We start from the raw sequence: 13,620 nt of genomic DNA, 5'->3' as shown, positions 1-13,620 counted from the left end.
AATGGAGTGCAGGGCAACCTTTGCCGGGTGATGCGGCCTGCGGCTTCCGATCTGTACCCTTCGCGACCTGACTAACGATTAGATAACTGAGAGACGTCACGTTCTGACGGTAAAAACCCCATGTCATATGATTTAAAAACCAGCAAAGCTGCGCCGACGCATGCTCATACGGATGCCAACGGCTTCCTGATGTCTGTGGTTGGCGCGGTAGCCGTTTCCCACGCCTGCAACGATATGATTCAGGCAACGTTGCCAGCGATTTATCCTTTACTAAAGGCGAGCTATGCCCTGAGCTACACGCAGATCGGCCTGATTGCGCTGGTCTATCAGATTACCGCTTCGCTGCTGCAACCCTGGGTTGGCCTGTTTACCGATAAGCGTCCGATGCCGTTCCTGCTGCCGGCGGGTATGGCGGTTACGCTGGCGGGGATCGGCCTGATGTCGATTGCCGGCTCCTATAACCTGCTGCTGCTCTCTTCGGCGCTAATTGGCGTCGGTTCCTCTACTTTCCACCCGGAAGCGTCCCGCGTGGCGCGCATGGCTTCCGGCGGGCGCTTTGGCACCGCGCAGTCCTGTTTCCAGGTCGGCGGCAACGCCGGAACGGCATTCGGCCCGCTGCTGGCGGCGCTGCTGATTATCCCGCATGGCCAGACCTCGCTGGCGTGGCTGATGCTGATTGCGCTGGTGGCTATTTTTGTGCTGTCGAAAGTCAGCAAGTGGTCGGTTTCTCACGGCCACGCCCGTATGCAGAGCCAGACGTTAACCGGGCCGGCGCTTTCACGCGGCCGCGTGATACTGGCGCTGAGCGTGGTGGGCGTGCTGCTGTTCGCCAAGTTCAGCTACATCGCCTCTATCAGCAACTATTACACCTTTTATCTGGTGCAGCGCTTCGATCTGCCGGTTGAGCAGGCGCAGTTCTGTCTGTTCGCCTTTCTGGTCTCGGTGGCCGTCGGCACCTTCGCCGGCGGCCCCATCGGCGATCGCATCGGACGTAAATCGGTTATCTGGATCTCTTTCCTCGGCGTGATTCCGTTTGCCCTGATGCTGCCGCACGTCAACCTGTTCTGGACGGTGGCGCTGACTATCCTGATTGGCATTATTCTCTCCTCGGCCTTCGCCGCGCTGGTGGTCTACGCGCAGGAAGTGGTGCCGGGCCGTACCGGGATGGTCTCCGGCATTATGTTCGGCACCATGTTCGGCGTGGGCGGCATTGCCGCGGCGGGGCTGGGCAAGCTGGCCGATCTGTACGGCATTACGTCCGTTTACGAAGCCTGTGCCTGGCTGCCATTGCTGGGGTTGGCGACGCTGCTGATGCCGGAAACCAGAGTGAAGAAAAGTCATTAACGCTGTCGGAACGACGGCAGACAGGGTGATAAATACGCAAGAAAAGGGGCAGCGCGCTGCCCCTGAAAGCAAGGATTAAGAGAGCGGGCTGAGGGTAATTTCAACGCGGCGGTTCTGCGCTTTACCTTCTTCCGTGCTGTTGCTGGCGATCGGATTATCCGGGCCCATGCCGCCGGTGCGAACGCGGCCGCTGGCGACGCCCTGCAGGATCAGCGCGCTGGCGACGCTGTCGGCACGCTGCTGGGAGAGACGCATATTCAGCGCGCGCGTACCGGTGCTGTCGGTATAGCCGATAACGTTCACCGCGGTTTTCGGATACTCTTTCAGCACCATCGCTACGCCGGTCAGCGTTTGCGCGCCGGCAGGCTTCAGCGTGCTGCTGCTGCTGTCGAACGTTACGTTATTCGGCATATTAAGAATAATGTTGTCGCCGTTGCGCGTTACGCTAACGCCGGTGCCGCGCATTTTGTCACGCAGCTTCGCTTCCTGCACATCCATATAATAACCCAGGCCGCCGCCCAGCGCCGCGCCGGAGGCCGCGCCAATCAGCGCGCCTTTGCCGCGATCTTTCTTGGACGAGGAGAGCACGCCAACGCCGGCGCCAACCAGCGCGCCAACGCTTGCGCCGATGCCCGATTTGCCCGCCTGCGATTCGCCGGTGTAGGGATTAGTGGTACAGCCAGAGAGGGCAATGGTGCCGCTCAGTAATAGTGACAGAGCAATAATGCTTTTTTTCATCTTTATTTCCTTTGGAAAACTTTTTTTTACAGGCGCACTCGCTGCAAGCGGCAATCATGCCGCGTAAGACAGCAAAAAATATCCAGGAATTTCCTCAGATTTGTATCCGGCTACTCAAGGGTTCGCGCGGGATGACGAAAACAGCCGACAACATGATCGTTAACCAGCCCGCACGCCTGCATAAAAGAGTAACAGGTGGTGGGGCCGACGAACTTAAAGCCGCGCTTTTTCAACGCTTTTGACAACGCGACGGAAGCGGGAGTTTGCGTCGGCGCCTCACGGTAATCGCTGAAATGGCTGATTTGCGGCTGACCATCGACAAACGCCCAGACAAACTGGGCGAAGTCCTCGCCGTTTTCCTGCATCGTCAGATAAGCGCGCGCGTTAGCGACGATAGCTTCCAGCTTGCCGCGATGGCGGATCAGCCCGCTGTCCTGCATCAGCCGGTTGATATCCTCTGCGCTCATCGGCGCGATCGCCTGCGGTGCGAACTGATGAAAAGCGGCGCGATAGTTTGCGCGCTTTTTCAGCACGGTAATCCACGACAGGCCCGCCTGCTGCCCTTCCAGGCACAGCATCTCAAACAGCGCCGCGTTGCGCATCTGCGGCGTGCCCCACTCCTTATCGTGATATTCCTGATAAAGCGGATCGGCAGTGACCCAGCCACAGCGTTGCATAACGGCTCTCCTTTTCTGGCGATATCATTAGCGCCCCATGCTATCACGTTTGCCATACGGCGCACGCCCAACCGCGTCGCGTCGGGGCGGCCAGACTGAGTCATTAACCTTTCTTATGCTATGGTTATTGGCTGGCGGCGCTAAAACCGCCCCATTTCTTCACCTCCGAAGGCATAAAATGAGAAATTTGTTGATTACTCATACTTATAATCAGCGCGCTAATCATTTTCAGGGAAATTACATGTCTGACGATATAAAAACTATCGCGTTAAAATTTGTTCTCTTTTTAAGCTGCGCGCTTTTTATTGCTTTGATGATGGGGCTGGTTTTCATTGATGTTCACTGGATGCAGGATGCGCTGCATGAAACCTCGTTTACCGAAGTTTTTCAGGAGGCATTTCTCGGCGCGATAGCGCTGGCATTCTTTTTTACCGCTTTTCGGCAGGGCGAAGCGCTGCGCCACAGCCTGATACTGATCGGCGGATTCTTCGCCTGTATGCTGATCCGCGAAATGGATTTTCTGTTTGACCAGATTTTTCACGGCGCCTGGGTTTGGTTTGCGCTGGCGGTAACCGCTCTCTGCCTGTGGCAGGCAGTGCTGCATCCCGCCGCTTCGCTCTCCGGGCTGGTTCACTTTCTGCATCACCCCTGCTGGAACATGATGGCGGCCGGCCTGCTGACGGTGCTGGTTTTCTCGCGCCTGTTCGGCATGCATGAGCTGTGGGAAACGCTGATGCTGGATGGCTATAACCGCACGGTAAAAAATATGGCGGAAGAGAGTACCGAACTGCTGGGCTACAGCTTCTGCCTGCTTGCCAGCTTGCACTATCTTTGGGATCTGCTTCGGCGAAAAGCGGCGACATCCAACCTCGCCTGACGAACAGGGCGCTACGCAACAGGCGATTCCCGCCGCTAAACTTGATAGACTAGAGACTGTCGCGGCCGCTACGGCGGCCCGTTAGGTTTCGCCTGCAATGTAATCCGGAATTTACCATGTCTGTCAAGATCTTAACCTCCACCGTTATCGGCCTTGAGGCGTTTCGTCAGGATCCGGTCGCCGCGCTCTCTTCTGCGGAAGCGGGCGCGGTCGCGGTCTTTGATAATAATGCGCCGGTGCTCTATGCGCTTTCGCCTGAACGCCTGGCGCAGCTGCTGGAGCTGGAGGCGGCGGCCCGGCTGCCGCGCAGCGACGTGACGCTGGATGAACAGCTCTACGATGAATCTCCCGCTTATGCGGCTGCGCCGCAGATACCGGCGGGTAAATTTATGATGTACGCCGGCTGGCGGCCGGACGCGGATTTTCAGCGCCAGGCGGCCATCTGGGGCATCGCGCTGAGCGAGCCGGTGACGCCTGCCGAGCTGGCCTCTTTTATCGCCTGGTGGCAGGCTGACGGACGCCCCTTCCATCACGTACAGTGGCAGCAAAAGCTGGCGCGTAGCGTGCAGCAGAGCCGGGCGGTAAGCGGCAGCCGCGCCGCGCGCGACGTGAATCAGCTGCCCGAACCCGATCGTACCATTCCCGATGGTTTCCGAGGTGAATAATGAAAACGCCCGCCGAGTTATTTAATCGCCTGCACCGGCTGATGCCCGCTCATATCCAGCCGAAATTCCGCAGCGGCGAAGAGCTGCTGGCATGGAATCAGGAACAGGGAAGGCTGCGCTCCGAGGCGATCGCGCGCGAAAACCGCGCGATGAAAATGCAGCGCATCCTTGGACGTTCAGGCATTCGCGAACTGCATATGAACTGCTCGTTCGATAATTATCGGGTAGAGAACGAAGGCCAGCGCAAGGCGCTGGAACAGGCGCGGCGCTACGCCGATGATTTTGAGCGCAGCATCGCCAGCTTTGTCTTTTCCGGGCGCCCCGGCACCGGGAAAAATCATCTGGCGGCGGCGATCGGCAATCACCTGATCCTCAGCGGCAAAAGCGTGCTGATCGTCACCGTCGCCGACCTGATGTCGATTATTAAAGGCACCTTCAGCGGCGGCAGCGATCGCACGGAGGAGCATCTGCTGCACGATTTCAGCACCGTCGATCTGCTGGTGATTGATGAAATCGGCATGCAGACCGAATCGCGCTATGAGAAGGTGATTATCAACCAGATCGTCGATCGTCGCTCCTCCTCCAAGCGGCCTACCGGTATGCTGACCAACCTGAATCACGCCGAGATGGTAAAACTGCTGGGCGAGCGGGTGATGGATCGCATGCGCCTGGGCCAGAGCCTGTGGGTCACCTTTAACTGGGACAGCTATCGTGGCCGCGTGGTCGGCAACGAATATTAATCCCGCCGCAGCAAAAGCGATCAAGCGAAGCCGCCGCACGCCCGGCCGCGCAGGCGGTTTTCAGCCGTTCGCTACCGCGTCAGCCAGCGCATCGGGCCGCATCGGCGAGACCGCCTGCACCAGCGAATCGCGGGTAATCTCAGCAATCGTCCGTGCGCCGGTCAGCGTCATCGCCACCCGCATCTCCTTCTCAAACAGATTCAGCAGGTTGGTTACGCCCGCTTCGCCCGCCGCTGCCAGCGCATAAAGAAACGCGCGCCCCAGCAGCACGGTATCCGCGCCCAGCGCAATCATCCGCACCACGTCCAGCCCGCTGCGCACGCCGCCGTCCGCCAGAATCGCCAGATCGCCTTTTACCGCGTCGGCGATAGCCGGCAGCGCGCGTGCTGAAGAGAGTACGCCGTCCAGCTGGCGTCCGCCGTGGTTGGAAACCACAATGCCGTCCGCGCCGAAGCGCACCGCATCGCGCGCATCTTCCGGGTCGAGAATGCCTTTAATTACCATCGGGCCTTTCCAGAAGTCGCGAATCCACTCCAGATCGCGCCAGGAAATAGAGGGATCGAAATTATTGCCCAGCCAGCCGATATAATCTTCCAGTTTGGTCGGCTCACCGCGATAAGCGGAGATATTGCCGAGATCGTGCGGGCGGCCATTAATACCGACATCCCAGGCCCACTGCGGATAGAGCGCCGACTGCAGATAGCGCCGCATCGCCGCGTTCGGGCCGCTCATGCCGGAGTGCGCATCGCGATAGCGCGCGCCCGGCACCGGCATATCCACGGTAAACACCAGCGTCGAGCAGCCCGCCGCCTGCGCCCGCTCCAGCACGTTGCGCATAAAGCCGCGATCGCGCAGCACGTAGAGCTGGAACCACATCGGGCGCTTCATCGCCGGGGCGACTTCCTCAATCGGGCAGAGCGAAACGGTAGAGAGGGTAAAGGGGATGCCTTTTTTATCGGCGGCGCTGGCCGCCTGCACCTCGCCGCGTCGCGCGTACATGCCGCACAGCCCCACCGGCGCCAGCGCTACCGGCATCGCCAGCGTCTCGTTAAACAGTTTGGTTTCCAGATTCAGCGCCGACATATTGCGTAAAATACGCTGACGCAGCGCGATCTGCGCCAGGTCTTCGCTGTTGCGCCTGAGGGTATATTCGTCATAGGCGCCGCCATCGGCGTAGTGGAACAGAAACGGCGGCACCTTTGCTTTCGCCGCGGCGCGGTAATCTTTTGCGGATGAGATAATCACGGTTTTTCCTCGCTTACATATTACTGTCAGGGATGCGCATACTGCGCGCCCGTCGCGCCTCTTCCTCATGCAGGCTGCGCATGGTGGCGTCGACAAATTCAAGATGGTGGATGGTGGCGCTGCGCGCCCGATCGGCGTCGCCCCCGACGATGGCCTGACATATCGCCTGATGCTGTACCGCCAGCTGGCGGAAAATTTCCGGCGCGGTATACATGCGCTGGCGGCTCTGCATCACCGACGACTGCAGCAGATCGAACAGGCCGCGCATCGCCTGTAGCAGCACCAGGTTATGCGCCGCTTCGGCAATCGCCAGATGGAAACGCACGTCGGCGTGAGCGGCGAGATCCGGGTCATCGCGATCGCTGATTTGCAGCGTCGCCTGATAGCAGCGCGCGATATGCGCTTTATCCTCAGCGGTGGCCCGCCGCGCCGCATGCCAGGCGGTGCTGGATTCAATGGCGATGCGCGCTTCCAGCACGTCGTAGCGGTAGCCGGGATCGTCGGCCAGCAGCGTGCTGAGCGGCATCACCAGGCTGGCCTCCGACCAGCCGGCGCTCTGTTCGGCGATAAAGTTGCCGCCGCCGCGTCGGCTGATCAGCACCCCTTCGCTAATCAGCTTTTGCAGCGCCTCGCGCAGCGAAGAGCGGGAGACCGTCAGCTGCTGCGCCAGCTGACGCTCCGCGGGCAGCCGCTCGCCGGGCCGCAGCCGCTGCTCGGTAATTAAGTGGCGCAGCCGCTCCGCCAGAATATCCGCCAATCGCCTTTCCTCGCCCATTACGGAATCATCCACGGGAAGACCCAGGCCTGTAGCGACGTCATCACGCCGACGATGCAGGTAAAGATCAGACTGTGCTTAACGGTAAAGCGGAACAGATCGGCCTCTTTGCCCACCAGCCCCACCGCGGCGCAGGCGATAGCGATCGACTGCGGCGAGATCATTTTGCCGGTTACGCCGCCGGTAGTATTGGCGGCGACCAGCAGCACTTCCGGCACGCCGATCTGCTGCGCGGTAGTGGCCTGCAATGCGGCGAACAGCGCGTTGGATGAGGTATCGGAACCGGTCAGGAACACGCCCAGCCAGCCGAGGAACGGTGAAAAGAAAGTAAAGGCGTTGCCGGTATGGGCCAGCGCCAGCGCCAGGGTGGCGGAAAGGCCGGAATAGTTGGAGATAAAAGCAAAGGCCAGCACGGCGCCGATCGAATAGATGGGCAGCGCCAGCTCGCGCAGGGTTTCGCCAAAGGCGCCGATCGCCTGGGCAGGGCGCATGCGCAGCCAGACAACCGACAGCAGCGCGGCGATAAAAATGGCGGTGCCGGTAGCGGAGAGCCAGTCGAGCTTGTAGATCGCGGCGTACGGCGTGGCGGCGGCGACCACCGGCGGCATCTTGATCACCTGCTGATGCAGGAAGGGGACGTTAAAGCTCAGCACCCAGTCATAGAATGCGCCGCCGGGAGCAAACAGCGCCTTAAACGGCGGTATGCTCCAGAGCGTTACGGTGATGGTTAAAAACAGGAACGGCATCCAGGCGCGAATAACCTGAGCGGCGCCGTAGCGGGTCAGGCCCCGCGCTGCGGCGCCGCTTTGCCGATCGCCGTCGAAGCGGAAAATACGTTGCGGCCGCCAGACGCGCAGAAACAGCGTCAGGCAGAGCAGGGAAACCAGTGCGGAAATCACGTCCGGCAGCTCCGGGCCGAGAAAGTTTGAGGTCAGGAATTGCGCAATGGCAAAAGAGCCGCCGGAAACCACTACCGCCGGCCAGGTCTCCTTCACGCCGCGCCAGCCATCCATAATCGCCATCACCCAGAACAGCACGATCAGGGTAAGGAAGGGAAGCTGCCGTCCCGCCATCTGGCTGATAGCCATCGCATCGACGCCGGTGACCTGACCGGCGACGATAACTGGAATACCCATCGCGCCAAAAGCGACCGGCGCGGTATTAACGATCAAACACAGCCCGGCGGCGTAAACCGGCTTAAAGCCCAGCCCGACCAGCAGCGCGGCGGTAATCGCCACCGGCGCGCCGAAGCCGGCGGCGCCTTCCAGAAAGGATCCGAAGGCGAAGCCGACGATCAGCATTTGCAGGCGCTGATCTTCGGTAATGGAAAGGATGGAGTTGCGGATAATATCGAACTGGCCGGTTTTTACGGTGATTTTATAGACGAATACCGCGGCAACGATAATCCAGGCGATCGGCCAAAGCCCGTAAAAGAAGCCGTAAACGGCGGAGGCGAGCGCCTTATCAAACGGCATGCGGTAAAACAGCAGCGCCACGGCAAGGGCGATCAGCACCGTAATGGTGCCAGCCAGCCAGCCTTTCATCCGTAGCCGCGTCAGGGCGAAAAAGAAGAAGATAATCGGAAGCGCCGCAATCAGGCTCGACAGCCAGATATTATTCAGCGGATCGTACCATTGCTGCCAGTTTTGCATAAACCTACTTCTCCTGAGCGTTGGCCTGCCAGCGGCGCGGCGTAAAAAACGTCCTGGTCTGCCATAATCTGGTCTGACCAAAAGGCGCTAAAATGTTAAATAATTGTTTGCCCGGAGCGGAGTAATTGCAATATTTAGGTAACGCCTTCAATTCAGGCTGGAAGAGACATCACAAAGCAGTGTTTTTGGTAGGACCAATTTAGGAAAAGTCAGCGTAAATAATTGTCGCCGCGCCTGACAGGGGAGGATGAGGGACGGGCAGCGCGCGGCAAAAAAAAAGCTTTTCCGCGAGGAAAAGCCGGCAAATCACACAAGAGAGGATCGCTACTTTTATATAATAATGTTGTAAGAACGCGACGTGCCTTTATTTTCCGACTGCCCGCCCGCGTTATAGAGCTTCGGCGCCGCTACCGCCGTTTTTTCCATCGCGCGCGCAAACTGCTGCGCTTTCTGCATATGCATTTCCAGCAGCTGGCTGGTTTGATAATTCATTTCGCTGGATTTTTTAATCACCGGCATCATTTGCGCCCAGCGTGCCGCCAGCGTTGCCTGAGCGGTGTAGGGCGCAAACAGCTGCAGTCGATCTTCCTGCTGCTTGCGCTGTTCGTCGTAAAAGGCCACCGTCGACAGCAGACGGCTTTTCGCATCGGAAAGATGCTGGAGCGCAACGGGATCGACGCGCGCGCCGCTCAGCTGCTTAATTTCTTCCGCCAGTACCGTCTCCAGCTCGTGCAGCGCTTCCTGCAATTTTTCTAAGGTCGTTGCCAGATTTTCCATGTTTGTTTCGGTGTAATTACTCGCTAAGGATATGTTGCAGCAGCGCATTGGCGATTTTATCGCTGTCCATTTGCAGCTCGCCGTTACGAATCGCCTGTTTAATCTGCTGTACGCGCTCCATATTAATGTCCTGCGAGGTGTCATCTTTAATATGCTGCGTCAGCGCGCTGAGCTTCACCTCGCTGTTTTGCTGCGGCGAGCGGCTGGTTTTGGATACGTTGTCCGCCAGAGGCCGTTGGGTCAGTTTTACTTCCTGATGAAGCTGGGCTGGCGTAACAGGTTGCGTTTTCAGCGGATGGTTAATACTCATAATGTCTACTCCGAAACCTGTGTGATTAATATCTTGCGTTATTATCAATATCGGTATTTTTCCGGGTAACTAAAGATATTACTATAAATTTATCCGCACGCTGCCATCCTGACTGACGCTGCCGTTTACCAGCTGACCCGATTTCATCCGTATCCGTACCGCGCCGTTGACCGCCGCATTATCCAGCGCTTTGCCTTTGGCGACGATCTGGAACCCGGCGCCATAGGCGATAACGTCTACCTCATCGCCGCGCTTAACGCGCCAGCTTTTGCGCAGCTGGCTTTCGGTTAGCGGCTGTCCGGCGCGTAACGCGCGCGTCAGCACCGCGCCGTTAAGCGGCTCCGGCTGCGTCAGCACGCCTGCCGGCAGGCTGGCCAGCGAACCGCTGCGCCTGACCAGATCCTGCTGGCTCAGTACGCTGCCTGCTTTCAGGTCGCGCGCGGCGACCCACCATCCGCCTTCCGCCTCAATCCGTACCTGAATAAAGGTCTTTTTCTCGCCGCACTGCGCCACAACCGTTCTGTTGCCCGTCAGACGCTGGCCGCCGCTCAGGGAAAGTTGCGGATCGTCACACAGCGCCGCCAGCTTTTCCGGCGCGGTTAACAGCACCGCGTGCCGGGTAATATGCTGCTGGCTGCCATTACCGCTGAGGTTTAACAGCCGGTTAATTTTTACCGTCAGCGCGTCGTTCTTATTCTGGGCCGATAAAGTAAAAGAAATGAAAAATAAAAGTAATAATGTTTTTCGCCAGTAATAACATCTGGTTTTCATGCTAATTCCGGCCCGGTGAGTATAATTGAGAATAAGATGATTTATTCGCCTGAGTCGTCCGTAGTGTAGCGCTAACCTGACATAAATAAATGGCTTAAATGCTCACGCTAATGTCGCTATTTAAGCGCATAGCGCTCTTTTTCTTAATTAATCGTTTAAAAGCTATAATATTTGTCTGATTTTCACGGTATAGATTATTTACGATCCCCTTTATAGTCCTCTGCGTTAATCTCCGTGTAATAAGGCCAGTCTTGTCATGATTGATAAACTCGATAAGGCACTATTTTTTCAGCAGGAAGCGTTGAGTTTACTCACCCGCCGGCAGGATATTTTAGCCTCGAATATCGCCAATGCCGATACGCCGGGTTATTTAGCCAGGGATATCGATTTTTCTCAACAGCTTAAACAGGCTGTGTCTCAGCAACGCCAGCGTACTGAGCCGTTGTCGCTGAGCCTGACCGCCTCCCGCCATATTCCGGCGACGGCGACGGTGTTTAACCAGACCGAATTATTATACCGGATTCCCGATCAGCCAAGCGCTGACGGCAATACCGTTGATATGGATCGTGAGCGGGTTAATTTCGCTGACAATAACATTAAATATCAAACCAGTTTAACCATACTCGGTTCCCAGATTAAAGGGATGATGAGCGTTATTGGTCAGGGCTAATTGTCATGTCTTTATTCAGCATTTTTGAAATATCCGGATCGGCGATGACGGCGCAGTCCAAAAGGCTGAACGTCAGCGCCAGTAATATGGCGAATGCTGACAGCGTTGCCGGGCCGGATAGCGCGCCCTACCGCGCGCGTCAGGTAGTTTTCCAGGTTAATCGCGCGCCGGGCCAGGAAATTGGCGGCGTGCGGGTCAGCGACGTGGTGGAAAGCAACGCGCCGGATCGTCTGGTCTATGAACCAGGCAACCCTCTGGCGGATGCCAAAGGCTATATACGTATGCCGAACGTCAACGTGGTGGATGAGATGGTCAACACCATTTCCGCCTCACGCAGCTATCAGGCCAACGTGGAGGTGTTGAACACCGCCAAGGCGATGATGATGAAAACGCTGACGCTTGGTCAATAAGGAGAGTTGCCATGGCCGTTTCGCCAGTTACCAGTAACTATGCTGCTACCAGCAGCGCCAGCGCTACCAGTTCCAACGGCTCCTCGATTGAAGATATCACCAATAACTTTATGAATCTTCTCGTGGCGCAGATGCAGAACCAGGATCCCACCAACCCGATGGATAACACGCAGCTGACCTCGCTGCTGGCGCAGTTTAATACTGCCGCGGGCGTTCAGCAGCTGAACACCACCATGAACGGCGTGGGCCAGCTGGTGATGGATATGCAGCAGCTGAATACTACCCAGTGGATTGGGCGTACCGTTCTGATCGAAGGGGATACCAACGTTACGTCTGAAGATGGCAAGTTCGCCTTTGCGCTCGGCAACGACGCCGACAGCGTCAAGGTGGTGCTGACCAATAGCGCCGGTGAAAGCTACACCGCCGAGTTAAAAGATGTCGAGGCGGGCGTACATCAATACACCCTTAAAGATTTGACCGGCTTCCAGCCGGCGAAGCCGGGCTTCGATAACGAAGAGAGTTATAAAGTTACCTACAGCGCGACGAACGCTCAGGGTTCCCCGGTCATTGTTTCGCTTAAAAGTGCCAAAGTTGAAGGCGTTGCCCTGATTCAGGGACAGGCCGTTCTGCAGCTCGGTGTTAACGGCACCGCAAGCTTGGGCAATATCTATCTAGTTGAGTAATAACTGTTTCAGCATTGATTGTTAGCGGCCAGGAAGGTTACGAATGAGTTTTTCACAAGGTCTTAGTGGACTTAACGCAGCGTCAAAGGCGCTGGACGTTGTCGGCAACAACATCGCCAACTCCCAAACCGTTGGGTTTAAATCCGGCTCCATCTCTTTTGCCGACGTTTTCGCCGGCTCCCAGATCGGTATGGGCGTGCAGGTTGCCGGGGTTAAACAGAACTTCAGCGACGGCGTGCTGAGCCAGGGCAGCAGCAGCCTGGATATGGGCATCCAGGGCAACGGCTTCTTCCGTCTGGTTGGTGAAGGCGGTCAGGTTTACTACAGCCGCAACGGCCAGTTTAAGAAAGACGCAAACGGCTATATCGTCAACGATATGGGGCTACAGCTCACCGGTTATCAGGCGACCGGCACGCCGCCCGCCATTCAGCCCGGCGCCGCGGTAGGCCCGATTCAGATTCCAACCGGCCAGATGCCGGCCCGCGCCTCTGACGGCGGTACGTTAAAAGGCAACCTGAATTCTGAGGCGGAAGCGATCGATCCCAGCATCGCCTTCGATCCGACCAAGAGCGAAAGCTACAACTCGGTAACGCAGGTGACCGCCTACGACAGCCTCGGCAATCGCCATACCGTTAACGCTTACTTTGTGAAAACCGGCCCCAACGAGTGGAAAGTCTATACCAACGACGCCACCGCGCCGGTCGTCGATGCTGCAGGCAAGACGCAGTATCAGGAAACCACCCTGAAGTTTAACAGCTCCGGTCAGCTGGTAACTGATGACCAGAATCCGGGCAAGATTGGCGTGGTCAGCTCCGCCTATAACGGCGCGGAAGCATTGAATTTTGAGCTGGATATGGCGGGCATGACCCAGCAGGCGCTGGCTACCGCGATGGACAACCCCAGCACCAACGGCTATCCGCCGGGATCGCTGAACGGCTATACGCTGGGCGATAACGGACAGATTGTGGCCGCCTACAGCAACGGCGAACAGCAGCTGCTGGGCCAGGTGGTGCTGGCGAACTTTACTAACGCCGGCGGCCTGGCTTCCAGCGGCAACAACTGCTGGACGGAAACGCCAGATTCCGGTCAGCCGGCAATCGGCGTGGCCGGCACCGGCAACCTGGGCAACCTGTATGGCGGTAAGGTAGAGGCGTCTAACGTCGATCTGAGCCAGGAAATGGTAAATATGATCGTCTACCAGCGTAACTACCAGTCTAACTCTCAGACGATCAAAACCCAGTCTGAACTGTTGCAGACGCTGGTGAACCTCGGCTAACGGCGGAAAG

Annotated in this window: 16 protein-coding genes; 8 read left to right on the top strand and 8 right to left on the bottom strand. The window is 57.7% G+C overall.

The annotated features are described in order from the left end of the window. The first annotated feature begins 120 nt into the window (after window positions 1-120). Window positions 121-1,344 (top strand): MFS transporter, encoded by a 1,224-nt coding sequence (locus tag FKM52_RS17370; RefSeq protein ID WP_141177415.1) that lies wholly within the window; start codon window positions 121-123, stop codon window positions 1,342-1,344. Between the two features lie 75 nt (window positions 1,345-1,419). Here the strand turns inward: FKM52_RS17370 and FKM52_RS17365 are convergent, their stop codons facing one another. Beyond that, window positions 1,420-2,082: an OmpA family lipoprotein gene (locus FKM52_RS17365; protein ID WP_141177414.1), complete on the bottom strand. Its 663-nt coding sequence runs from the start codon at window positions 2,080-2,082 to the stop codon at window positions 1,420-1,422. Between the two features lie 110 nt (window positions 2,083-2,192). Continuing rightward, window positions 2,193-2,759 carry a DNA-3-methyladenine glycosylase I gene (locus FKM52_RS17360; protein ID WP_141177413.1) on the bottom strand — a complete coding sequence of 189 codons (567 nt, stop codon included), beginning with the start codon at window positions 2,757-2,759 and terminating at the stop codon, window positions 2,193-2,195. Between the two features lie 241 nt (window positions 2,760-3,000). Between FKM52_RS17360 and FKM52_RS17355 the strand changes: the two genes are divergently transcribed. The 3 genes from FKM52_RS17355 to dnaC all read left to right on the top strand — a co-directional run bounded on the left by FKM52_RS17355 (window position 3,001) and on the right by dnaC (window position 5,041). Next, complete coding sequence (locus FKM52_RS17355; protein ID WP_141177412.1) at window positions 3,001-3,636, top strand: hypothetical protein; 636 nt, start codon at window positions 3,001-3,003, stop codon at window positions 3,634-3,636. A 116-nt stretch (window positions 3,637-3,752) separates the two neighbouring features. Then, on the top strand, window positions 3,753-4,301 hold the full coding sequence (gene dnaT / locus FKM52_RS17350) for a primosomal protein DnaT (RefSeq protein WP_141177411.1): 549 nt from the start codon (window positions 3,753-3,755) through the stop codon (window positions 4,299-4,301). After that, window positions 4,301-5,041 carry a replicative helicase loader DnaC gene (gene dnaC / locus FKM52_RS17345; RefSeq protein WP_141177410.1) on the top strand — a complete coding sequence of 247 codons (741 nt, stop codon included), beginning with the start codon at window positions 4,301-4,303 and terminating at the stop codon, window positions 5,039-5,041. The genes dnaT and dnaC overlap by 1 nt, the downstream gene beginning before the upstream one ends. A 60-nt stretch (window positions 5,042-5,101) precedes the next feature. Here dnaC and lldD read toward each other — a convergent pair whose 3' ends face one another. The 6 genes from lldD to flgA form a co-directional block, all read right to left on the bottom strand. Next, window positions 5,102-6,286: an FMN-dependent L-lactate dehydrogenase LldD gene (gene lldD / locus FKM52_RS17340; protein ID WP_141177409.1), complete on the bottom strand. Its 1,185-nt coding sequence runs from the start codon at window positions 6,284-6,286 to the stop codon at window positions 5,102-5,104. A gap of 13 nt (window positions 6,287-6,299) precedes the next feature. After that, a complete protein-coding gene (gene lldR, locus FKM52_RS17335) occupies window positions 6,300-7,061 on the bottom strand; it encodes a transcriptional regulator LldR (protein WP_141177486.1) in 762 nt (253 codons plus the stop codon). Further along, window positions 7,061-8,713 (bottom strand): L-lactate permease, encoded by a 1,653-nt coding sequence (gene lldP, locus FKM52_RS17330; protein ID WP_141177408.1) that lies wholly within the window; start codon window positions 8,711-8,713, stop codon window positions 7,061-7,063. Before lldP ends, lldR begins: the two co-directional genes overlap by 1 nt. 330 nt (window positions 8,714-9,043) lie before the next feature. Further along, the gene (locus FKM52_RS17325; protein ID WP_160251070.1) at window positions 9,044-9,490 is read right to left on the bottom strand and encodes a flagella synthesis protein FlgN; all 447 of its coding nucleotides are present in this window, start codon (window positions 9,488-9,490) and stop codon (window positions 9,044-9,046) included. 16 nt (window positions 9,491-9,506) lie between these two features. Continuing rightward, entirely contained in the window at window positions 9,507-9,800 is a 294-nt protein-coding gene (gene flgM, locus FKM52_RS17320; protein WP_141177406.1) for a flagellar biosynthesis anti-sigma factor FlgM, read from the bottom strand. An 81-nt stretch (window positions 9,801-9,881) separates the two neighbouring features. After that, complete coding sequence (gene flgA, locus FKM52_RS17315; RefSeq protein ID WP_141177405.1) at window positions 9,882-10,571, bottom strand: flagellar basal body P-ring formation chaperone FlgA; 690 nt, start codon at window positions 10,569-10,571, stop codon at window positions 9,882-9,884. A 256-nt stretch (window positions 10,572-10,827) separates the two neighbouring features. Between flgA and flgB the strand changes: the two genes are divergently transcribed. Genes flgB through flgE form a run of 4 tightly spaced genes read left to right on the top strand, consistent with a single transcriptional unit; the run spans window position 10,828 to window position 13,610 of the window. Beyond that, entirely contained in the window at window positions 10,828-11,241 is a 414-nt protein-coding gene (flgB, locus tag FKM52_RS17310) for a flagellar basal body rod protein FlgB (RefSeq protein ID WP_141177404.1), read from the top strand. Window positions 11,242-11,246: 5 nt separating this feature from the next. Then, window positions 11,247-11,651, top strand: coding sequence for a flagellar basal body rod protein FlgC (gene flgC, locus FKM52_RS17305; RefSeq protein ID WP_141177403.1), 405 nt, complete (start codon window positions 11,247-11,249; stop codon window positions 11,649-11,651). A gap of 11 nt (window positions 11,652-11,662) precedes the next feature. Continuing rightward, entirely contained in the window at window positions 11,663-12,334 is a 672-nt protein-coding gene (locus tag FKM52_RS17300; RefSeq protein WP_141177402.1) for a flagellar hook assembly protein FlgD, read from the top strand. A 43-nt stretch (window positions 12,335-12,377) separates the two neighbouring features. Next, the gene (gene flgE, locus FKM52_RS17295; protein WP_141177401.1) at window positions 12,378-13,610 is read left to right on the top strand and encodes a flagellar hook protein FlgE; all 1,233 of its coding nucleotides are present in this window, start codon (window positions 12,378-12,380) and stop codon (window positions 13,608-13,610) included. Window positions 13,611-13,620 lie beyond the last annotated feature (10 nt).

Source organism: Mixta tenebrionis (genome assembly GCF_006517625.1).
In the GTDB taxonomy this organism is placed as follows: Bacteria; Pseudomonadota; Gammaproteobacteria; order Enterobacterales; family Enterobacteriaceae; genus Mixta; species Mixta tenebrionis.
This window is presented reverse-complemented; position numbering and strand designations above follow the sequence as displayed.